The 20445-nt window shown below is 61.6% G+C and carries 19 protein-coding genes and 1 pseudogene; 11 read left to right on the top strand and 9 right to left on the bottom strand.

From position 1 onward, the window contains the following. Nucleotides 1-42 precede the first annotated feature (42 nt). Both htpG and OBACDRAFT_RS15860 read right to left on the bottom strand, forming a co-directional pair. The gene (gene htpG / locus OBACDRAFT_RS15855) at nt 43-1923 is read right to left on the bottom strand and encodes a molecular chaperone HtpG (protein ID WP_043587279.1); all 1881 of its coding nucleotides are present in this window, start codon (nt 1921-1923) and stop codon (nt 43-45) included. Nucleotides 1924-2053: 130 nt separating this feature from the next. Continuing rightward, a complete protein-coding gene (locus OBACDRAFT_RS15860) occupies nt 2054-2245 on the bottom strand; it encodes a hypothetical protein (RefSeq protein WP_043587280.1) in 192 nt (63 codons plus the stop codon). 202 nt (nt 2246-2447) lie between these two features. Between OBACDRAFT_RS15860 and OBACDRAFT_RS29940 the strand changes: the two are divergent. The 10 genes and pseudogenes from OBACDRAFT_RS29940 to OBACDRAFT_RS15905 form a co-directional block, all read left to right on the top strand. Next, nucleotides 2448-3266: pseudogene (locus tag OBACDRAFT_RS29940) on the top strand (thiamine pyrophosphate-dependent enzyme); the annotation flags it as partial. Between the two features lie 253 nt (nt 3267-3519). Next, nucleotides 3520-4488, top strand: coding sequence for an alpha-ketoacid dehydrogenase subunit beta (locus OBACDRAFT_RS29945; protein ID WP_043587281.1), 969 nt, complete (start codon nt 3520-3522; stop codon nt 4486-4488). 20 nt (nt 4489-4508) lie between these two features. Next, entirely contained in the window at nt 4509-5351 is an 843-nt protein-coding gene (locus tag OBACDRAFT_RS15870) for an NYN domain-containing protein (RefSeq protein ID WP_052362108.1), read from the top strand. A 40-nt stretch (nt 5352-5391) separates the two neighbouring features. Continuing rightward, nucleotides 5392-5898, top strand: a complete 507-nt coding sequence (locus tag OBACDRAFT_RS15875) for a KdsC family phosphatase (RefSeq protein ID WP_043587283.1) — start codon at nt 5392-5394, stop codon at nt 5896-5898. A 39-nt stretch (nt 5899-5937) separates the two neighbouring features. Continuing rightward, a complete protein-coding gene (gene lptC / locus OBACDRAFT_RS25575) occupies nt 5938-6543 on the top strand; it encodes an LPS export ABC transporter periplasmic protein LptC (RefSeq protein WP_157837127.1) in 606 nt (201 codons plus the stop codon). Further along, nucleotides 6540-7295: an LptA/OstA family protein gene (locus OBACDRAFT_RS15885; protein ID WP_052362110.1), complete on the top strand. Its 756-nt coding sequence runs from the start codon at nt 6540-6542 to the stop codon at nt 7293-7295. The genes lptC and OBACDRAFT_RS15885 overlap by 4 nt, the downstream gene beginning before the upstream one ends. Continuing rightward, a complete protein-coding gene (gene lptB, locus OBACDRAFT_RS15890; protein WP_232767231.1) occupies nt 7295-8173 on the top strand; it encodes an LPS export ABC transporter ATP-binding protein in 879 nt (292 codons plus the stop codon). The genes OBACDRAFT_RS15885 and lptB overlap by 1 nt, the downstream gene beginning before the upstream one ends. A 246-nt stretch (nt 8174-8419) precedes the next feature. After that, nucleotides 8420-9430: an HPr(Ser) kinase/phosphatase gene (hprK, locus tag OBACDRAFT_RS15895; RefSeq protein WP_043587285.1), complete on the top strand. Its 1011-nt coding sequence runs from the start codon at nt 8420-8422 to the stop codon at nt 9428-9430. A gap of 15 nt (nt 9431-9445) precedes the next feature. After that, nucleotides 9446-9784 carry a P-II family nitrogen regulator gene (locus tag OBACDRAFT_RS15900; protein WP_043587287.1) on the top strand — a complete coding sequence of 113 codons (339 nt, stop codon included), beginning with the start codon at nt 9446-9448 and terminating at the stop codon, nt 9782-9784. 321 nt (nt 9785-10105) lie between these two features. After that, a complete protein-coding gene (locus OBACDRAFT_RS15905; protein ID WP_043587306.1) occupies nt 10106-11395 on the top strand; it encodes a hypothetical protein in 1290 nt (429 codons plus the stop codon). Between the two features lie 216 nt (nt 11396-11611). Here OBACDRAFT_RS15905 and OBACDRAFT_RS15910 read toward each other — a convergent pair whose 3' ends face one another. The 4 genes from OBACDRAFT_RS15910 to OBACDRAFT_RS15925 are packed head-to-tail and all read right to left on the bottom strand — an operon-like array spanning nt 11612 to nt 16650. Beyond that, nucleotides 11612-13003 carry a hypothetical protein gene (locus tag OBACDRAFT_RS15910; RefSeq protein WP_052362111.1) on the bottom strand — a complete coding sequence of 464 codons (1392 nt, stop codon included), beginning with the start codon at nt 13001-13003 and terminating at the stop codon, nt 11612-11614. A gap of 37 nt (nt 13004-13040) precedes the next feature. After that, complete coding sequence (locus tag OBACDRAFT_RS25580; protein WP_052362112.1) at nt 13041-13769, bottom strand: prepilin-type N-terminal cleavage/methylation domain-containing protein; 729 nt, start codon at nt 13767-13769, stop codon at nt 13041-13043. 39 nt (nt 13770-13808) lie between these two features. Beyond that, a complete protein-coding gene (locus OBACDRAFT_RS15920; protein ID WP_043587289.1) occupies nt 13809-15788 on the bottom strand; it encodes a right-handed parallel beta-helix repeat-containing protein in 1980 nt (659 codons plus the stop codon). 43 nt (nt 15789-15831) lie between these two features. Beyond that, a complete protein-coding gene (locus OBACDRAFT_RS15925; protein WP_043587291.1) occupies nt 15832-16650 on the bottom strand; it encodes a PEP-CTERM sorting domain-containing protein in 819 nt (272 codons plus the stop codon). A 330-nt stretch (nt 16651-16980) separates the two neighbouring features. Here OBACDRAFT_RS15925 and OBACDRAFT_RS15930 point away from each other — a divergent pair, with 330 nt between their 5' ends. After that, on the top strand, nt 16981-17844 hold the full coding sequence (locus tag OBACDRAFT_RS15930) for a helix-turn-helix transcriptional regulator (RefSeq protein WP_157837128.1): 864 nt from the start codon (nt 16981-16983) through the stop codon (nt 17842-17844). Between the two features lie 134 nt (nt 17845-17978). Here the strand turns inward: OBACDRAFT_RS15930 and OBACDRAFT_RS15935 are convergent, their stop codons facing one another. The 3 genes from OBACDRAFT_RS15935 to OBACDRAFT_RS26765 all read right to left on the bottom strand — a co-directional run. Continuing rightward, nucleotides 17979-18761: an SDR family oxidoreductase gene (locus OBACDRAFT_RS15935; protein ID WP_043587294.1), complete on the bottom strand. Its 783-nt coding sequence runs from the start codon at nt 18759-18761 to the stop codon at nt 17979-17981. Between the two features lie 148 nt (nt 18762-18909). Continuing rightward, nucleotides 18910-19434 (bottom strand): acyltransferase, encoded by a 525-nt coding sequence (locus OBACDRAFT_RS15940; RefSeq protein ID WP_232767238.1) that lies wholly within the window; start codon nt 19432-19434, stop codon nt 18910-18912. Next, nucleotides 19376-20445 (bottom strand): alpha/beta hydrolase (locus tag OBACDRAFT_RS26765; RefSeq protein WP_232767240.1); only part of this gene is annotated, 1070 nt, incomplete at its 5' end. The genes OBACDRAFT_RS26765 and OBACDRAFT_RS15940, both read right to left, overlap by 59 nt.

Genomic DNA, 20445 nt, shown 5'->3' on the forward strand with positions numbered 1-20445 from the left:
CCAAGGTGTTCTCGGGCTTCGCAAGCGAAGCCCCTACGCCGGTTACACCTGCTCCAGTAGTTTGTAGAGGCGGGCGATCATCTTGGTCGGGTCTTCGAAGAGACCGGCGGAGATGAGGGAGTTGTCGAGGATTTGCTCGGCAATCAGCTTGGCCTTGTCGGGCGAAGCTTCGCGCATGGCGGCGAGATGTTTCACGACGGCGTGACGCGGATTGATCTCCAAATTGACTTTGAGCGGCGCGTCGGCCTCGTCCTTTTTCATGGCCTTCATCATGCGGCGCATGTGCGGAGTCATGAACTTGTCAGCGTTGGTCGCGAGTGCTGGAGAATCAACAAGGCGGTCGCTCGCCTTCACGGATTCAACGCGGTCGCCAAGCGTTTCTTTGAGCCAGTCGGCGAGGTTTTTGATTTGGTCTTCGGTGAGCGCGGGCGTGCTGCCTTCGGCTTCGGGGGGCTTGGGCGCGTCGGGGAGTTTCACGTCGGCGTGGTCGGCGGCGATGAGTTTTTTGCCCTCAAATTCGCGGACGTTGTTCATGACGTATTCGTCCACGGCTTCGTAGCAGAAAAGGACTTCGATGCCGCGGGCTTTGAAACCTTCGAGGTAGGGACCGTTTTCGAGGGCTTCGCGGTTGGGGCCGACAAGGTAATAGATTTCCTTTTGCGCGGCGTCGCCTTCGCCAGTGATGCGCGAGAGATAGTCGGCGAGGGAGGTGGTTTTGCCTTTTTCGGTAAGCGAGGATTCGAAGCGGAGGAGTTTTACGAGGGCGTCCTTGTTGGCGTAGTCCATCGCGGCGCCTTCCTTGAGGAAGATGCCAAATTCTTTGTAAAACTCGTTGTAGGTGTCGGGGCGGGCAGTGGCTTCTTCGTCGAGGAATTTGAGGAAGCGTTTGGAAATGACTTTGCCGAGTTTGTCCAAGAGGGCTTTGTCCTGCATGGTCTCGCGCGAGATGTTGAGCGGGAGGTCTTCGCTATCGACAACGCCTTTGAGGAAGCGGAGCCAGTCGGGGAGCAGGTCCTGGGGTTTGGCGTCGATGAGGACTTTGCGGCAGTAGAGGGCGACGGCGGGTTCGAAGCGCGCCATGCCAAATTTTTCCGTGTTCTCCTTGGGGACGAAGAGGAGGGAGTTGATCTGGAGCGGGGCGTCGGCGCTGAAGTGGAGACGCAGGCGGGGTTCGTCCCAGGCGTGGGCCTGGAATTTGTAAAACTCGGTGTATTCTTCGTCCTTGATTTCGTTTTTGGAACGCAGCCAGAGGGCTTGGATGGTGTTGATGCGTTTGCCGTTGAGGTTGATGGGGAACGAAACGAAGGCGCTGTAACGTTCGAGGATGTCCTTGATGCGGTGTTCGGTGGCGAATTCGCCGCAGTCGTCCTTGAGTTCGAGAACGATCTTGGTGCCGCGCGTGAGGTCGGCGGTTTCTTCCACGGTGTAGCTGCCGGAGCCGTCGCTCGACCAGAGATGGCCGGGTTCGTTGGTACGCCAGGAACGGGAGTAAACTTTCACGGACTTGGCGGCCATGAACGCGGCGTAAAAACCGACGCCGAACTGGCCAATGAGGTTGGCGTTTTTCTGACCGTTTTCGCCAAGGGCTTTGAGGAAGGCTTTGGAGCCGGAGTGCGCGATGGTGCCGAGGTTTTCGACGAGTTCGGCGCGCGTCATGCCGAGGCCGGTGTCTTGAATCGTAAGCGTTTTGGGCGTGGCCTTGTCGTCGGTCGTGAGGCTGATTTCGAGGTCGCGGCTGGCGTCCTGAATGTCCTTTTCGGTGAGTTGGAGGTGACGGAGTTTTTCCAGCGCGTCGGAGGCGTTGGAGACGAGCTCACGGACGAAGATTTCCTTCTCCGTATAGAGCGAGTGGATGACGATATCGAGGAGTTGCTTGATCTCGGCTTGGAACTCGAAGGATTGCGGAGTGGTGGTGTTGGACATGGCGATGATTAATGACGAATTACAAATGACAAATGGCTGCCGGAAGCGGCTACCAGAAGGGGGGGCATAAAAAGAACCTCCCGGCTTCTCATCAATTCGTAATTTGGCGTTCGTAATTCGTCATTTCCTCCTACCCCGCCAGCCACGTCGCCGCCGCGCCGAGGATGGCGATGAAGACACCTGCCAACAACGCGTAGAGTCCCCACTTCAACGGCTTCGCCAGCAAAAACAGCCCCCCCCCTGCGAGCACACCCACGCACGCCAGCACCAGCCAGGCCGGGTAGGCGCGGAGCGATTCAAGCGAGATAAGCGGCGTGTCCATCGGAAAAGGTGTTGTTGAACATCTGGCTAACGCAAAACTTCCCGCCCGAAAACTAAAACTCGCCGCCCTCCCGCCTGCCCTTCAACTTTCCCGCTTTCACATGGCCTATCCAACGATTCCGGCGATCCTCGCGGAGCGCGACCTATCCTCCAACGACCTCACCGCCCCCGACCCCCGCGCCGCGCTGCGCATCTACGCATGGATGTATTACGCCCGCACGACCGACGACCGCATCGTGGACATCTTCCGTGAAGGCAGCATCAAGGGCACCTGCACCGGCGGTCAGGGCAACGAAGCCCTCACCATCCCCCTCACCCTCCTTGCCGACAAGACCATCGACGCCATCTCCTTCACCCACCGCGACCTCGGCGGACACCTTATCTGGAGCGGCCACCTCTGCGAACACCTCAACCAGTACTTTGCCAACTCCGGCAGCCCCACCCTTGCCCGCGAAGGCAACGTCCACCACGGCGACCCCGCCAACCGCTCCCTGCCGATGATCAGCCATCTCGGCTCCATGATTTCCAACGTCGCCGGCCTTGCCGACGCCCAGCGCCGCTCCGGCAAACCCGCCATCGGCATTGCGATCTTTGGCGACGGCGGCTCCAGCACCGGCGACATCCATGAAACCCTCAACCTCGCCGCCCTCCTCTCACTCCCGGTCGTCTTCATCATCGAGAACAACCAAATCGCCTACTCCACCCCCACCAACGAACAATACCCCGCCGACGTCGCCCTCTGGACCCGCGCCGCCGCCTACGGCATCGAAGGCCGACCCCTCGACGCCACCGCCGACCCCGTGGAAGTGGCCCGCCAACTCTCCGAGATCGTCGAAAAAGTCCGCACCACCGGCCGCCCTATCCTCGTCGAAGCCAACGTCCTGCGCCTCCGCGGCCACGCCGCCTACGACACCCGCGACTACCTCACCCCCGACCAAATCGCCGCCATCACCGCCGCCGACCCCCTCCCTCCCTTCCGCGCCCGCCTCGTCGCCGCCGGACACGGCCCGGCCATCGAAAAACTCGAAACCGAAATCCGCGCCCACATCGAAGCCTGCATCAAGGTATCCCTCGCCGTCCCGCCGCCCTCGCCCGCCACGCTTCCCGCCGACGCCCTTTGCCCCCCCCCCCCCCCCCATTGCCTGGCAACCCACCGTCAACGTCCAACATCCAACATCCAACATCCAACATCCAATAACCAGCGGGATATCCGCCGTCGCCACTTCGGCGGTGGATGTTGGACCTTCGCTGTGCACAGCGCCAGCGCACCTCACCATGGCGCAAGCCATCAACGCCGCCCTGCGCAAAATCCTCGCCGAACGCCCCGAATCCCTCCTCCTCGGCCAAGACATCGGCGTTTACGGCGGAGCCTTCAAAGTCACCGAAAACCTCCTGCGCGACTTTGGCCGTACCCGCGTCTTCAATACACCCCTTGCCGAATCCGCCTGCACCGGTTACGCCACCGGCCTTGCCCTCGGCGGTTACAGGCCCATTGAAGAATTTCAGTTTGCCGACTTCTCCACCGAAGCCGTCACGCAGATCACCCAAAACGCCGCCACCTACCACTACCGCACCGGAGCGGCGGCCAAAGTCCCCGTCGTTTACCGCTTTCCCTGCGGCGGCGGCATCACCGTCGGCTCCTTCCACTCGCAAGAACTCGAAACCCTCTTCCTCGCCTTCCCCGGCATCAAAGCCCTTTACCCCAGCACCCCGCAGGACGCCTTCAACGCCCTTCTTGCTGCCTACGAAGACGACAACCCCGTCATCCTCTTCGAACACAAAGCCCTCTACCGACGCGGCAAACACCCCGTCACCTGGGACCCCGCCTACCGCGACATCTGGCAACCCCGCCACGTCCGCGCCGGCGCGCACGCCACCCTCGTCACCTACGGCGAAATGGTCCACCACGCCGAGGAAGCCGCCGCGTATCTCGAAAACGAATACGAACGCACCCTCGACGTTTATGACCTCCGTGCCCTTGCCCCGCTCAAACTCGACACCATCAAGGCGTCCCTTGCCCGCACGCACCGCCTCATCGTCGTTTACGAAGGCCACCGCACCCACGGCTTCGGCGCCGAACTCGTGGCGCGCCTCACCGAAGAACACTTCTTCGACCTCGAAGCCCCCCCCCTCCGCATTGCCTCTGCCGACATCCCCGTCCCCTTCGCCCCCGAACTCGAAGCCGCCTACCGCCCCACCCGCGACAAGATCATCGAACAAATCGCCAACTGGCTCGCTCTCTGAATCGTCCCCAAAAAACGCGCATGGAAAACAACGACAAACGAATCGCCGTCCTGATCGACGCCGAAAACGTCTCCTTCAAGCTCGTGGACGAAATTTTTGACGAAATTGCGCTCTTGGGAAGAGTGACGCATCGACGCGTTTACGGCGATTTTACCACCTCTCACATGACCGGCTGGAACGCCGTCGCCACCGACTTCGCCCTGCGTCAAGTCACTCAGCGTCACAGCAAAAACGGGAAAAACAGTTCCGACATTGTCCTTGTGATTGATGCGATGGACATCCTTCACGCCGGGAAAGTTGACGCCATTTGCATCGTTTCCAACGACAACGATTTTACCCGTTTGGCCATGCGCATTGTCGAGGCTGGGTTGGACGTTATCGGCTTGGGCGAAGAGGGAAAAACCGGCCATGAATTTGTTAAAGCCTGCTCAACCTTCAAACATCTCACGGACAAAAATAACGGCCCCGGAAACATTCTTTCCCAAAGTCCCGCAAAACCGAAAACGCTGGAATCCACGGAATCAAACGCCGCCCTCACCGAACCACCACCTCCCTCCTCCGCCAAGACAACGCAGAAAAAACCAGAGGCGCCCGATACTCCAAAACCGCTTTCCCTCTCCAAAAAAAATGTCATTTCCACCATCAAAAATGCCCTCGACAGCTTGGATTCCACGGATGGATGGGTTCCCATCGGACAGGTTGGAAATGTCCTCCACAACCGCTGGCCCGATTTTGATCCACGCTCCATTCAAGGTCTCGGAATCAAAACAAAACAGCTCGGCGCATTCCTCAAAACACTGCCCGATTTTGAAATCACAGTCCGGGGCACGCATCCTCACCTGCGTCTGAAAAAAGCCGCCTGACCCAAGCGTCCTGTCCACCGAATACCACCCACTTTTCTGTATGAAGTCTCTCATTACCGCTGACCGCTGGGCCCGCATCAAACTCTTCGCGATGGACGTTGATGGCATCCTCACCGACGGCACCATTCACACCCACTCGGACGGCACCGAAAGCAAGCAATTCTCCGTCCTCGACGGACTCGGCCTCAACCGCCTCGTCGCCGCCGGCATCGCCACCGCCTGGATCAGCGGACGCTTTTCCGGCGCCACCACCGTCCGCGCCAACGAACTCCGCATTCCCCACATCATCCAGGGCCGCACCGACAAACTCGCCGCCATCCAGGAACTCGCCACCACCCTCAACCTCACCGCCGACGAAATCGTTTACATGGGAGACGACGACATCGACGCCCCCGCCATCCGCTGGGCCGGCATCGGCGTCAGCGTACCCGACGCCATGCCCGCCGCGCATGACGCCGCCACGCTCATCACCAGCCGCCGCGCCGGCCACGGCGCCGTGCGCGAAATCTGCGAACACATCCTTCAGGCCCGGCAAAGCCGCGCCTGAATGAACATCGAACATCCAACGTCGAACATCCAACATCCAATGACGGACACCGGACAATCGAACATCAGACGCCGGACATCGAACAACCCAATGACTCCCCCCCCCCCCCCCCAATCCCCACACGGCATCCTCCCATTGGATGTTGGATGTTCGATGTTGGATGTTGGACGTTCGGCGCGCCACGTAATCTGCGGCCTCGCTCTGCTCACCATCGCCACGCATACCCCCGCAGCTTCGCCATCTGAGAAACCGCGCGCCGAAGCTGCCGCCACCGACGTCCGCGCCAGCGCGCCCATCACCCAGTTCAGCCTCCCCCTCTTCAACGACGAAGGCCAGCGTCTCTCCATCCTCGTTGCCGCCGAAGCCCGCGTCATCACCCCCGATCACATCACCGCCACCGACATGATCCTCACCCGCTACAACCCCGACGAAGGCAACACCATCGACACCACTCTCGTCAGCCCCTCCGCGGAAGCCTTCATCAAGGAACAACGGGTAAGAGGCGACAGCACCGTCAGCATCACGCGCCCCGATTTTCAGGCCACCGGCGCCGACTGGTCCTACAACCACAAAGACCAGCGCATCACCATCGGCCGCGACGTCCATCTCGTATTCAAAGCAGAAATACAGAACATTCTCAAATGAGCCCGACCACCCACACCGCCCGCCTCCTCCGCCTGCCACGGTTAGTCCCCGCGGCCGCCCTCTCCGCGCTCCTTGCCGCCGGCGCCATGCCGCTCCCGAGCCCCGCCCAGCAGATCGCCTTCCCCGGTATCGTTCCCCTGCAAAACGACTCCGCCAAACCTGCCGCGTCCACCGCCGCACCGTCCGCCACGACAACCGACGCCCCCCCCGCCATCAAACTCCCGGCCAGCGCCCAGGCGAAACCCGATCCCAAGCGCGACACCCAACCCACGGAACTCCGCAGCGAAAAACTCGAAATGTGGTCCACCGACACCGAGACCCACGCCATCGCCACCGGCTCCGTCATCCTCACCGCCACCAACCTCAAGATCACCTGCGACCGCCTCGAAATCATCGCCACCCGCATCGGCGGCGACACCGACGAAATCGTCGGCACCCTCGAACGCTTCAAATACCTCCTCGCCACCGGGCGCGTCCGCATCCAGCAGGACGACCGCGAGGCCACCTGCGGCCGCGCCGAAGTCTTCCCGCGCGAGGAAAAAGTCGTGCTCAGCGAAGCCCCCGTCCTTGTCGATCACAGCAACGGCATCATCACCACCGCTGAGCGCATGGTCCTTCTCCGCGGCCAGAAAGCCATTCACGGAGACATGGTCCGCATCATCGGCCCTGCAATCCAGGATCTCGGCGCGAACGCCACCAAGAACGCCGCCGAAGATGCCGCCAAAAACGCGCCCAAAACCGACAAAAAATAATGAGCACCGATCCAGATCAGAAGCCAGAGGCCAGAGAACAGATGGTGGAAGCGGCCACACAGCCGAAGTCCGATTCTGGCCCCAGTCCTCTGGCCACCGACCTCTCTGACGGCGGCGAAGCCGCCGCCTCCCCCCCCCCCACCCCCCCCGGGCCTGTACACCAGATCGAGACCCGTGCCCTCGTCAAAACCTACGGCCAGCGCAACGTCGTTGACGGCGTGGACCTCCACATCCGGGCCGGCGAAGTCGTCGGCTTCCTCGGCCCCAACGGAGCCGGCAAGACCACCACCTTTTACATGATAGTTGGCCTCATTCAGGCCACCAGCGGACGCGTCCTCTACAACGGCCGCGACATCACCCGCCTGCGCATGCACCAGCGCGCCCGCCTCGGCCTCGGCTACCTGCCCCAGGAGCCCTCCACCTTTCGCAAACTCACCGTCGAGCAAAACATCCTCGCCATCATCGAAACCACCAAAACCCCCCGCCGCCAGCGCCGCGCCTGGCTCGAACACTACCTCGAAGACCTCCACCTCACGCACGTCCGCCGCCAGCCCGCCTACACCCTTTCCGGCGGGGAACGCCGCCGCCTCGAAATCGCCCGCGCCCTCGTCACCCAGCCCGCCTTCCTCCTCATGGACGAACCCTTCGCGGCCATCGACCCCATCTCCGTCGCCGACGTGCAGCACATCATCCTCGCCCTCAAACAGCGCGGTATTGGAGTTATCGTTACAGACCACAACGTCCGCGAAACCCTCCGCATCGTGGACCGCGCCTACCTCATCCGCGAAGGCCGCGTCTTCAAGGAAGGCACCAGCGAATTTCTCGTCAACGATCCCGAGGCCCGCCAGTTCTACCTCGGCGAAAGCTTCAATATGTAAGCCACTCTTCCCCCCCCCCCCCTCTGAAAAATTACCACGGAGAAAACAACCAAGTCATGATTAGCCACAAAGAGGCACAAAAAGCGCAAAAACTTCGGCTGCAAAACACCTCTCTTTTTTGCGCCTCTTTGCGGCCATTAGATTCCGACTCCGGCTTGAACTTTGTGCCTCGGTGTCTCTGTGGTTAACTTCTGAACCTCCCGCCTCCACCTCCCACTACCCGCTACCTCTCTTTTTCTTTTTTCCATGACCAACAAGTCCATCCACGGAATCACCGTTTCCCACTTCTACGAGACCTATCAGGAAAAACTCCGTCTCGAACTCGTGACCAGCGGCACCGGTCTGCACCGCCTCATACGCGAAGGCTCCATCAACCGTCCCTCGCTCGCCCTCACCGGCTTCTTCAAATATTTTGCCAACAAACGCATTCAAGTCCTCGGCGCCGCCGAGATGACCTATTTCAAGTCGATCGAACCCCGGCTCCAGATCGACATCCTCAACCAGATGGCCGACCGCGGCATCCCCTGCATCGTTCTCACCCGCAACTTCAACCCCACCCACGCCATGCTCGTCGTGGCCGAGGAGCGCAAACTCCCCATCTTCCGCACCCCCATGATCACGATGCACTGGGTCAACCTTGCCACCCTCTGCATCGACCAGGAATTTTCCCCCGTCTCCACCGAGCACGCCACCACGATCGACATCAAAGGCATGGGCGTGATGATCCGCGGCGAATCCGGCACCGGCAAAAGCGAATGCGCCCTCGCCCTCATCGAACGCGGCTCCCTGCTCGTGGCCGACGACCTCACCGTCATCCGCGTCGTTGAAGACACCCGCCTCCTCGCCTCCAGCCGCGACCTCAACCGCGGCTACATGGAATGCCGCGGCATCGGCATCATCAACATAGCCGAGATGTTCGGCATCCGCGCCATCCGCATCGACAAACACATCGACCTCGTCATCACCCTCCGCGAATGGACCCCCGAGGCGCTGGAGGAGCGCACCGGACTGGAGGAATCGCACTACGAAATCCTCGGCATCCAGATCCCGCACATGGAGATTTACGTGCGCCCCGGCCGCGACATCGCCCGTCTCGTCGAAGTCGCCGCCATGGTGCAGGCCCTCAAAAAAATCGGCCACGACCCCGCCAAGGAATTCAACGACCGCCTCATCGCCTACATGGAGCAACAAGCCGCCGACCGCGAACGCGTCATCAAACCCTTTCGTTCCACCACCGAATCTCATCCCGTGGACTGACACCTGTTCACCGCCATGAAACTCATCGTAGCCATCATCAAACCCTTCAAGCTGGAGCAAGTCCGCGAAGCCCTCACCGCCATCGGTGTCGCCGGCATGACCGTCACTGAAGCCAAGGGCCACGGACGCCAGAAAGGCCATACCGAGGTGTATCGGGGCACCGAGTACAACATCGAATTTCTCCCCAAGGCCGAGATCGAGATAGTGGTCCCTGCCGACCTCGCCGCGCGCGCCGTGGACACGATCATCGAGTCGTCCCGCACCGGCAAAATCGGCGACGGCAAGATCTTCGTTTATCCCGTGGAAGACGTCATCCGTGTCCGCACCGAAGAGCGCGGCGAGATCGCCATCTGATACCCGTTCCCATTCAAAAATACCTCACGCAGAGACGCAAAGGCGCGGAGAAGGCAGTTGGTTCTTCAACGTTTTCGGTGAATTGGCCGTTCAGTTTTGCCCCCCCCCCCGATCCCAATCTCCAAACCCAATCGCGTTTCGAGTGAAGCGAATTTCCCGCCACGCTCGCAACGCCCGCAACGGTTCCGCTTGGGCCGTTGCGACCGTGGCGCCGTTGCGGGAAATCCTGTCTTTATTCGCGCCCATTAGCGCTCATTCGCGGTTAAAAAAGATCGGACATTTCTCTTCCCTCTGCGTCCTTGTGTCTCTGTGGTGAAAAACATGAACCGCTTCCGTCACCTGCCCTCCATCACAAGCCTCCTCCTGATTGCCGCCATTCTGTTGCCTCCCCTCGTCTCGCACGCCACGACCGCCCCCAAAACCACTCCCGCCGTGCAGCAGAACAACCCCCAGACTGTGATCGGCCCCATTGCCACGCAAGTCGCCGCCTTTACCGGCATCGCCATCTCGCCGCTCCTCGGCACCGGAGCCTACGGCGCCTGGCAATGGTGGCAGGCTGACACCGCCGAACGCGCCTCCCTGCCTTGGTTCGCGCAAGTCTGGTTTTGGTTGCCCGCCCTCCTTGTCGTCGGCGCGATCGCGGCCAAGGACGCCGCCGGAGCCGCCCTCCCGCCCGGCCTGAAAAAACCGGCGGACGTCCTCGAAACCGTCGAAAACAAAATCAGCGGCCTCGTTGCCGCCGGAGCCGTGATCCCCTCCGTTGTTGGCACTCTTTCCAACCTCTTGTCCACCCAAACGCAGACCGCCGCCGCAGCCGCAGAGACAGGCGTGGCGGGCGCGGGAGGCGCGGCGGGCCTGATGTCGTCCGGGCTGGCGATGATGCCGGGGCTGGCGTCATTGACTGGTGACATCGGATCGTGGCTGCTCTGGGCGGCGCTGCTGCCGGTCGGGCTGGCGGCATTTGTCGTCGTCTGGATGGCATCGCATGCGATCAACGTCTTGATCCTCCTCAGTCCGTGGGGCGTGATCGACGCCGCGCTCAAGTCGCTGCGCACCGCGCTGCTCGGCGGACTCGTGGCGGTCTCGGCGTTTGACCCTTGGGTGGGTCTGATCCTCTCGCTGCTGGTGATTCTCGTGGCGGCGCTGGTGGCGGGCTGGGCCTTCCGGCTCACGGTATTTGGGACGATTTTCACGTGGGAATTTTTCACCCTCCGCCGACTCCGCTTCGAACCCGACACGCGCGAAAACAAAATGTTTTCCAGCGCCCTCCTGAAGCGCAAAGGCGTGCCCGTGCGCACCTATGGAAGACTGCTCAACGAGCCGGAGAACGGGCGCCTCGTATTTGCCTTCAAGCCCTGGCTCCTCCTCTCCGAGCGTCGTGTGGAGGTGCGCATGGATGCGCCCAGCGTGGGGCGCGGCCTGCTTTTTTCGACCATCCGCGACGAGACGGGCGGCACCGCGCTTATCCTTCCTCCACGTTACAGCGGACACGAAGAGCGCGTGGCCGAGGTTTACGCCTTGGAAGGCGGCGTGCGGGAGGCTGGCATCCGCAAGGCATGGTCTTCGCTCCGCGAACTCTTCGGCGGCAGCGCCGCGCACACGCAGATGTGAATTTCGCAGGGAGCGGCGGCATCTTGCCGCCGAACGAGGCGCAACGCGCCTCACCTCGTCTCGCCGCAAGCATCCCTACATTCAAACTGGCGACGATTTACTGCGGATCTGTTCGGCGGCAAGATGCCGCCGCTCCCTGCGAAAACGTCCCCTGCGAAAACGTTCCCAGCGTAAGATGCTCCCTGCGTGTTTGAATCGCTTGGATACGAATTGGAATCAGGTGAGGGGTTGCAAGAGGAGTTCGTTTTTCTCGGCAAGGGCGAGCGGGGTTTCGGCCCAAGGGAGGCTGAGCCACGCGGTTTCGTCGCCAGTGGCGATGCCGGGAGGCGGTGCGAATACGTGGCCGCTCATGAAGTCAATCAGCACGGGGTCGTGCAGGGGATGCGGGATCATGCCGGTGCGTTCAAGGTCGGGCGTGGTGAGGGAGGGTGGGGCATCGGCGCGCCACCAGCATAAGAGGGAGGGGCGGGTTGCGTTGCGGCGTTGCCAGGCATGGGCGGAGGTGCGGCGGAGAAAGCGGCCGGTGAGAGATTCGCAGCGCGTTAATGGAAAGGTGTCGTCGAATACGGTGAAAACGTGCTGCGCCGCGAAGTAGGAGGGTTTTGGATACGCCACGGTTTTGTCGGGAAACATGCAGAGGAGTCCCTTGGGGTTGCGTCCGAGGAAGCGCGCGCCGTTGGTTTTGACGTAGTGCATGTCGGCCAGTTGGAAGAGATTCATTGGGATGCCGCGGGCGTGGTGGGCGAGGAGGCGGCGGAGGTTCCAGGCGGCTTGCTTGCGTTCGGACCAGTCGTGCTTGCCGAGAGCGAGGAAACGCGAGCATTCGGAGGGTGCGCCGGTTTCGCCTTGGCGCAGTGTGACGTGCGGGGCGTGGCGGGCGCAGAGGCGGGCGAGGTCGTCCACGCAGTCGAATTGTTCGTCGGGGTTGTGGGGGTAAAAATGATACGTGAGTTCGTCGAGCAGACGGGTTTGATTTTCGAGGGCGAGGGTTTGGAGAAATTTGCCGGTGAAATCGTATTCGTCGTGCTCGGCGAGGCCGGGGCCAAGAATGCGGGCGGCGGGCTGGACTTCGCGCAGGAGGGTGGCGGTGCGGATGAAGAAGCGTGTGTAGTCTTCCACGGATACAACAGGGAGCATCGGTTCGTTCCAGATTTCCCATGTATCCACTTTTCCGTTATAACGGTCGGCCATGGCGCGCACCCAGCGGTCCCAGGCGGTAAGGGCTTCGGGTGAGACGGGCAGGCCATCGCCGAGGCCGATGCCTCCGCCGCCGGGGTAGGCGGGGTTGCCGTAGGAGGTTTGCAGCCAGGGGCGGATGCCGTGGGCGAGGCAGCCTTCGACGATATCATCGAGCCAAGCCCACTGATATGCGTCGCCTTTGACCGGTTCGCAGCGCGCCCATCCTGCTTGCACCCGCGCCTGGGTTGCGCCGAGCGCGGCGAGGTGCGGCACGAGCGGGGCGAAGTCAACGTAGGCGCGGTCGATGGTTTCGAGGCCGATGCTCCAGGGCGAGGAGCCAATCTCGCGGGCCGTGCGGGGGCGCAGGCGCGCGAGCGGCTTCCAGCCGAAGTGAACGAGGGCCGGGAGGAGGTCGGTGTTGGGTCGCATTTAGCAGGCAGTGGTGTGTGCAGAGAGGGTGTGCGTGTCAGGGATGGTCGTCGGAGGGGGGGAGGATGAGCGTGGTTTCGTCGGCACCGGACGGATTGGCGCTGGCGGTGTCGCGCGTAATCATCGCGCGGGTGATGTCACTGACGCGCAGGGCGGCGACGTGGCCGTCAAGGAAGCCGACGCTGACTTTGGTTCCGTTGCCATGAGGGCGGGGGTGTGCGTAGCGGAGTCGTTTACCGTCGTCTGTCCCGCGCGAGCCGTTGAGTGCGTGGTCATCAATCCAGCGGGCGTTGTTGCCGAGATCCATCACGTAGATTTGACGGGAGGGCTGGGTGAATTTTTCGAGGGGGTCTTTGCTCATGTAGGAGTTGAAACCGTGGAGCCATTTGGCATCCGGGTTGCACATGTTGCTGGTGAGCCATGCATAGCGATTGGCGACATTCACCTTCACGTTGAGGTAGGGCATCAGGGTGACCATGACTTCTTTCCCTTCGCCTTCGGTGTCGTCGTCGGTGTTGAATCTGGAGTAAGGCAGTTTCCCTCGATGTTCATCGGCGTAGAGGCGAACTGCGGTAAGCCATTGGCGTGTGTTGGCGGCGCATTTGACCTGGCGGGCATGGGCGCGGACTTTGCCGGCGGTGGGGATGATGATCGCGGCGAGGATGCCGATGATCACGATGACGGTCAGAAGTTCCACGAGCGTAAACGCTGCGCATGGTTGGCGCAGCTTGGCTCGCAGGGGGGGGGGGGGAGGAGGGGAGTTCATGGGGGTGATTAATATATGGTGCGCATGGATAGATGCCGATCACTGGAAGTTCGCGGAAGCGTCGAGGGCTCGGTCCTCGGGTGAGGCAACGGGTTGGGGCAGGCGTTGTGGGCGTTGGGCGAGGCGTTCGGGTTCCAGCGGGGCGAGAGTCGCGAGGTCATGGTTGCCCGTGACAAGAGTGTGCAGGCTGGTGTCGAGTCCTTCGAGGCGGATAGCACCATCAAGGTTGTTGTTGCGGATGATGAAGCGGTCTGGGGTGGCGCGACTGTGTGCGCGCGCCCAGACGGCGAGAGGGAAGCCGATGGCTTGATTCCCCTCAATGACGCGCAAGAAGGATTCGTCGGAGCCACCGTTGCTTTCGGCGCAGATGAGAAATTCGGTGGGAGAGCGAGCCGAGAGCGGGCGGGTGTTGTGGAAAATGTTGTCGCGCACGATGGCGCGGGAAAGCGTCGGGCTCAGGTGCAGCCAATGGGAGGTGTGGGAAACGGTCATGGTGAATTCGTTGCCGATGATGGAAACGGAGCCGGGATTGCGGTGTCCGGTGCGGATGACGCCGTTGCGGATTTTGTTGCTGGAGAGCATCACGTCGCGGTCGCCTTCGATGCTGATGCGACGGGGCTCGCCTGCGAGTTCACTGGAAAGGATGTTGCCGGTGATGAGCGTCTGGCCAGAGCCGCTGACGGTGTTGCCGGGATTGGTATGCAGGCGAATGAGGGCTCCGTGGTAGTCTTCGACTTTGGAGCGCCAGAGGTATTGCGGTTCGTAGGGTTCGTCGCGGACGAGGACGATGTTGCCGGTCATGACGAGTTTCTCGCTCCAATACATGGCCACAAGACCGGCGGCGTAGGAGTTGATAACGGTGTTGCCGGTGAAGATGACGTTTTCCCCGCCTTCGCTGCCGAGGGCGTAGTCGGTCATGAAGCGGGCGATGTTGCCGGAGAATAGAACTTGTCGGCCTTTGGAGCCCCAGGCGAGGGTGGTGCCGTATTCGGCCTGATTGTTGGCGATGACGATGTCGTAGGCTCCGGGGGTGAATCGATCGAAGTCGGGGTCGGCTTCGCGACTGCCGCGCTTCACGGTGGCGGCGGTGCCGTAGCCGGGGGACTCCGGGGAGCGCGTACGGTTGTCGTTGGCGTTGCCGCCCCACCAGCGGCACTGGTGGACGATGTTGCGGCTCCAGTTGTCGGTGTGGTGAAGAAATTCGTCGCCTTGCGTGGAACGGGTGATGGCGCTGCCGTCGGTGGCACGGTTGCGTTGCACCCACACGCGGCTGCATTGGTAGAGGTCAACCATGCTGGACATGAAGGCGGCGCGGGAGTCGCGCAACACGATGTCCTGGCTGTTGCGCAGGAGGGCGAGGCTGAAACTGTGTTTGCCGGGAGGGGGAGTGGGGTGGCGACCATGGCTGATGCCGCGGTCAGATCTGCGCTGTTCCAGAGGCAGGGGGGGGGCGAATTCCGGGCGCTCGGCCACGAGTCCCTTGAAGGTGAGCCGGGAGTATCCGTCGGCCATGATGAGCGCGCCGGGCAGGGCTTCGTCGGTGGTGAGGGTTTCGATGAGGGTGAAGTCGAATTCGAGGTCACGGAGGGTGACGTTATCACCGCGAATGGCGAAGAGGGGGCGCGGGTTGGACCATTGAGCCCAAGGGATCGTTCGGCTGGGGCGCAGGCCGACGGTGGCGGGCCCTCCGTCGGTGATGTTCGGTGGCCGTTGTGGGCTCGCCTTCGTGTAATAGTGACTCAGACGGTTTGCATTGATGCGTATCCGAGCGCCGGGTTCGCCGCGAAGGGTGACGCGCGAGGGAAGGTCGATGGTGCTGAGCAGGTAGATGCCGGGCGCGAACACGATCTCGACGGAGCCTTCGCCGAGGGCTTTTTGTAACGCAGCAGTGTCGTCGGTGACGCCGTCGCCAGCGAGGCCAATGTCGGCCGATGTCAAGGCGGCGAAGGAGATCGAGGTCAGGACCAGCTGGGCAAGGCTGGCGCTGACAAGGCGACGGATGAGCGGGGTGATACGCATAAGCAAGGGGAGGGAGGAAAAACGGTGAGATTGGCGGAAGGGATTAACGGTATTTCCGGAAGAAGGAAATTTTTCGCACGCCGACAGCCAGAAGCAGGCCCGTGCCGAGGAGGAGCGCGTAGGTGCCGGGTTCGGGGATGGCCGATGTCACCGACAGAGAGAAGGCGTCGATTCGGGTGTCGCCTGTAGTGGATGTCCCACCGGGACGAACGGAATATATCGAGACATAAGCGACCTTGGAGGATGGTGGGTTTTGGAGGACGTAGCCGGAGGCCACAGAGGTGCCATTGATGCTGAAGTCCGTCACCGTTGCCTTGGATTCGTCATAGCTGAGCGAAAATGTGTTGTTGTTGGTCAGGTTGATGGACGCGTTGAACGTGCCGGTGGCAAGCTGCGCGCTTCTGGAGAGGAGTTCCCATGTGTTGGTTGCCATGTAAATTTTCACCCAGACGTTGGCATTGCCGGTGGGGGCGATTCCCTGGCTGTTGAAAGTGAAACCAAAGCTGAAGTAGCGAGTTTCGGTCGTGGTGTCAGGTAGCGAAGCCGTCACGCTCAGCGTGGCGAGGCTGCCCGAATCGGTATGCTCGCTGAACTTGAAAGGCACCGCGGCACCGACGCCGGCGGAGTTGCTGGATGAGGTGACGTAGCCGTTAGTGGCGTCGCCGCCAAGGACCCAGACACTATTATCGTTGCTGGCCCATGTTGCGCCTCCGATCTCCGTGGTGCTGCCGGCGAGGGTAGAACCGGCGGTGCGGGAGGCAGTGATTGCGAAGGTGTCTTCGATGATGACGGCAGCGGCAAGACGCGGCGCGAGCGGAGCGAGAGCGATCAGGCAAAACATGGAGAATAGATGGTTTTTCATGGTGGGTATCGTGGTGTGTGACAGGTGTGGTGGGCGGGTGGTGAGGAGGGTTGCCGGGTTTGTCTGAACCTAGCGGGAAACGCGTAACGAAGATGAATGATCTCATCCTTGTACGAACGGTATTTTGTCTGAAATGTAGGTTCTCAGTTCGAGCCTGTTTCCAAGCGAAGAAGTAATGATTGTATAATTTGTAATGTGAGAGGAATGAATGATTGGTGTGGGGGAAACGTGTGTGTTTGACATTGCCTGACGGGAGTCGGTGGAGCGTTTTGGTGGGGTATGCCATTTGCCCAGCCACCTGCCCCGGCGCGTGTTTCCCGCCAATATTTTTTGGATATCCTGCACGAGATGCAGCGCCGGGGATGGCCGACGCGCACGATGCTGGCGGAAATGTTTCCGGGGGAGATGCGTCCCGGCGATTCACCCGCGCAGTTGCATCCATGCAATCGGCTGACGGTGAATCTGGAGGGACGGGTGACGCGTGAAATTATGAGCGGCGGACAGCGCAAGACATTGGTATTGGAGCCGGGGGATTGTCTGTTTCTACCGCGGATGGCATGGAGTATCCCGCATTGGGATACGCCGCACTTGGCAATCGCACTGGTGTTCCCGCATGGTTTTTTGCGTTTTTCGATGAGCAACTACTCGTGGCAGGCGGGGCCGCGCTTGCTCGTCCAGCCGTCGCCTTGGGCATGGAATACGAGCAAGGCATTAGGGTCGCCTGGGGCGGATTTGCTGAAGGCGTTGGAAGCGGTGACGTTGGCTCCGCCGGGGGATGCGGAGATGGTGCGGCATATCGTGTTGGCGTTGTTGTCCTGCTCGATCCGGCATCTGGAGGCGGATAGCGACAGTCCGCGCATGCAGCGTCCAGCGCAGGTGTGGTGGGAGACTGTTTCGTATTTGAACAATAACTACGCCGATCCGGAACTGACGCGGGAGAAGGTTGCGACGGCGATGGGCGTGCATCCCAATTATCTGTCATCGCTGGCGGCGCGGGAGAGCGATGGGTTTCACCGCACGCTGGAGGCGATCCGGATGGAGCGGGCGAAGCATCTGCTGAGCCAGGGGAAATGGAGCATCAAGGAAATCGCTACGCAGTGCGGCTATGCGAGTGCGGTGCATTTTAGCCACGCTTTCCGGCGTGTGGCGGGCATCGCGCCGCGGAAAGCGTCGAAGCAGTCAACGGGTGGCTGATCTGGATTTCACGGATGTTACACGAAGCCCCTTGGATGGGGGTGGCGCGGGCGTCTCGCCACAAATGCCGGGCTTAGGCCCGGCGCTCCCAGCGGGCGGGACGCCCGCGCCACTTTGTAATATCAGTTTTTTACTCACCGTCCCATCCAGCCGCCGTCCACGAGGAGGACGGTGCCGTGGACGTAACGGGAGGCGTCGCTGGCAAGGAAAACAATCGGTCCCTTGAAGTCGTCGGGTTCGCCCCAGCGTCCGGCGGGGATGCGGTCGAGGATCGACTTGGCGCGGGCAGGGTCGTTGCGCAATGCCTCGGTGTTGTCGGTGGCAATGTAGCCGGGAGCGATGGCGTTGACGTTGACGCCTTTGCCCGCCCACTCGTTGGCAAGCGCCTTGGTGAGCTGGCCGACGCCGCCCTTGCTGGCCGCGTAGCCGGGGACGTTGATGCCGCCTTGGAAGGTAAGGAGCGAGGCGGTGAAAATGATTTTACCGGAACCGCGCGCAATCATGTCGCGGCCAATCTCGCGGGAGAGGAGGAATTGCGCGCTAAGGTTGATTTCGATGATCGCGTCCCAGTATTCGTCGGGATGCTCGGCAGCGGGTTTGCGGAGGATGTTGCCGGCGTTGTTCACCAAAATGTCGATGCGCGGATGGTCGGCTTTCACTTGTTTGATGAAGGTCATGAGGGCCTCGCGTTTGGAGAAGTCGGCGGCGTAGCCGGTGAATTTGCGGCCAAGCGCGGTCACGTCGCGGGCGACGTTGCTGACCGCACCGCTGGCGGTGGTTTCGAGCGTGGCGCTGACGCCGATGATGTCGGCGCCGGCTTCGGCGAGAGCAATGGCCATGGCGCGGCCGATGCCGCGTTTGCAGCCGGTGACAAGGGCGATTTTACCGTCGAGGCGGAAGGATGAGTTGGTTGGCATTGGAAAAATGGATACGAGTGATGGGAAAATTGATGTAAAGAGTTAGCCTCTGAGACTGGAAAATCTCACGCAGAGGCGCGGAGACGCAGAGGATTCGATCCCGTTTGTCTCTGCGTTTTTGCGACTTTGTGTGAGGTTCATAAAAGAATTAAGTTTCAGTTGAGTTAATTGGTTTACGGCTGCGGAGGAGGCGGGCGGGGATGCCGGCCATGAGGGACCAAGGGGCAACGTCTTTGGTGACAACAGCGCCAGCGGCGAGGACGGAGCCGTGGCCGATGCGCACGCCCGCAGTGATGATGACGCGGCCCGCCACCCATACGTCGTCCTCAATGATGATCGGCGCGAGCGTGAGGCCTTGCTTGGCAATGGGGCGCGTGGTGTCGTCGAAGTTGTGGTTGCCCGCAATCATTTGCACGAAGGGCGCGATGCGCACGTGGTCGCCGATGGTGATGCGTCCGGCGCGGGTGTCGCGGTCACCGTAGCCGATGAGGATGGAACCGGTCTGCACGGAGGAGTTTTCGCCGATGTCCACATTGCCTTGGAGCGTGACGCCGGCGGCGATGGTCGTGTTGGCTCCGATACGGATGGAGCCGTTGCGCGGATGGATGCGCGCGTCAGGGCTGATGCGCGCGGTGGGATCGACAACGACGACGTTGCCGTGGCGGGTGGCCAAGTGGCGTCCGAAGCGGAGCGCGAGGCGCTGCCGCCAAGTGCGGGCGTGCGGCATGCTTTCGCCGCCATCGATCCAGGTCCAGAAGCTCATGTTTGCGAGGGGGGGGGGGGGGAGGGGAGGAGAGTTTTTGCGGATTGGGGAGGAGGCCGTGTTTCACGCAGAAGAGGCGGATGGCGCTCATGGTTTGATCGTAAATGGGTTGTTTCCGATAGTAGCCGTGATCGCCTCCTTCGTGCGGGTGAAATTCGCATTCGTTGCCGTTTTCCAGCATGGCTTCGTGAAAGGCTTTCGCTCCGGCAAAGGGCGTGGTGCGGTCGCCAGTGCCGTGAAAGAGAATCGTCGGCGGAACGTCGGGCCGCACTTGATGCAGGGGCGAGAATGCACGCCATTGCGAACCGAGTTTGCGGTTTCCGTAACCGGCGGGTGAGGTGTCGATGACGGGATTGAGAAGAATGAGCGCGGCGGGGCGAAATGCGGAGGGAGGAGGAACGGTTTCGGAAGTTCCGGCGTAGGGGAACAGGGCGAGCGCCGCCGCCAAATGGGCTCCCGCGGAGCCGCCGCAGGCTGCGATTCGGGCGGGGTCAATACGCAGTTCCGCGGCGTGTTTGCGCAGGTAAATCATCGCGTCCTGCATGTCGGCAACGGCGTCAGGGACGGTGTTGGGCGGCTTGGCCAGCCGGTATTGCGCACAGGCGACGAGGAAGCCCATGTCGGACAGGGATCGGGCTATGAGGTAGTAGCTTTGGGGGCCGTTTTTAACCCAACCTCCGCTGTGTATGAGCAAGACTGCGGGACGCATGGTGTTGGCGTCGGCAGGCTCGGGATTGGGATTGGGATTAAAAACGTGGAGAGTCAGGTCGCCTTGTTCCGTGCTCTTGTAGGGACGGATGAAATCGGGTGCGCGTTCGCGCTGGGTGTCGCAACGGGTTTCGGTGGCGGCGGCCATGACGAGCAACGGAAGCAGGAGGAGGCGGAGTGCGCGAAAAATGTGAAACGTGCGACAAGTCCGCG

It is taken from the genome of Geminisphaera colitermitum TAV2 (assembly GCF_000171235.2).
Classification (GTDB): domain Bacteria; phylum Verrucomicrobiota; class Verrucomicrobiia; order Opitutales; family Opitutaceae; genus Geminisphaera; species Geminisphaera colitermitum.

What these genes read in the sequence shown, in the direction of transcription:
- OBACDRAFT_RS15860 (WP_043587280.1), bottom strand. Translation starts at nt 2,245, where the DNA reads ATGGACACGCCGCTTATCTCGCTTGAATCGCTCCGCGCCTACCCGGCC.
- hprK (WP_043587285.1), top strand. Translation starts at nt 8,420, where the DNA reads ATGACCAACAAGTCCATCCACGGAATCACCGTTTCCCACTTCTACGAG.
- lptB (WP_232767231.1), top strand. Translation starts at nt 7,295, where the DNA reads ATGAGCACCGATCCAGATCAGAAGCCAGAGGCCAGAGAACAGATGGTG.
- htpG (WP_043587279.1), bottom strand. Translation starts at nt 1,923, where the DNA reads ATGTCCAACACCACCACTCCGCAATCCTTCGAGTTCCAAGCCGAGATC.
- OBACDRAFT_RS15900 (WP_043587287.1), top strand. Translation starts at nt 9,446, where the DNA reads ATGAAACTCATCGTAGCCATCATCAAACCCTTCAAGCTGGAGCAAGTC.
- OBACDRAFT_RS25580 (WP_052362112.1), bottom strand. Translation starts at nt 13,769, where the DNA reads ATGAACTCCCCTCCTCCCCCCCCCCCCCTGCGAGCCAAGCTGCGCCAA.
- OBACDRAFT_RS15905 (WP_043587306.1), top strand. Translation starts at nt 10,106, where the DNA reads ATGAACCGCTTCCGTCACCTGCCCTCCATCACAAGCCTCCTCCTGATT.
- lptC (WP_157837127.1), top strand. Translation starts at nt 5,938, where the DNA reads ATGACGGACACCGGACAATCGAACATCAGACGCCGGACATCGAACAAC.
- OBACDRAFT_RS15935 (WP_043587294.1), bottom strand. Translation starts at nt 18,761, where the DNA reads ATGCCAACCAACTCATCCTTCCGCCTCGACGGTAAAATCGCCCTTGTC.
- OBACDRAFT_RS29945 (WP_043587281.1), top strand. Translation starts at nt 3,520, where the DNA reads ATGGCGCAAGCCATCAACGCCGCCCTGCGCAAAATCCTCGCCGAACGC.
- OBACDRAFT_RS15920 (WP_043587289.1), bottom strand. Translation starts at nt 15,788, where the DNA reads ATGCGTATCACCCCGCTCATCCGTCGCCTTGTCAGCGCCAGCCTTGCC.
- OBACDRAFT_RS15875 (WP_043587283.1), top strand. Translation starts at nt 5,392, where the DNA reads ATGAAGTCTCTCATTACCGCTGACCGCTGGGCCCGCATCAAACTCTTC.
- OBACDRAFT_RS15870 (WP_052362108.1), top strand. Translation starts at nt 4,509, where the DNA reads ATGGAAAACAACGACAAACGAATCGCCGTCCTGATCGACGCCGAAAAC.
- OBACDRAFT_RS15885 (WP_052362110.1), top strand. Translation starts at nt 6,540, where the DNA reads ATGAGCCCGACCACCCACACCGCCCGCCTCCTCCGCCTGCCACGGTTA.
- OBACDRAFT_RS15925 (WP_043587291.1), bottom strand. Translation starts at nt 16,650, where the DNA reads ATGAAAAACCATCTATTCTCCATGTTTTGCCTGATCGCTCTCGCTCCG.
- OBACDRAFT_RS15910 (WP_052362111.1), bottom strand. Translation starts at nt 13,003, where the DNA reads ATGCGACCCAACACCGACCTCCTCCCGGCCCTCGTTCACTTCGGCTGG.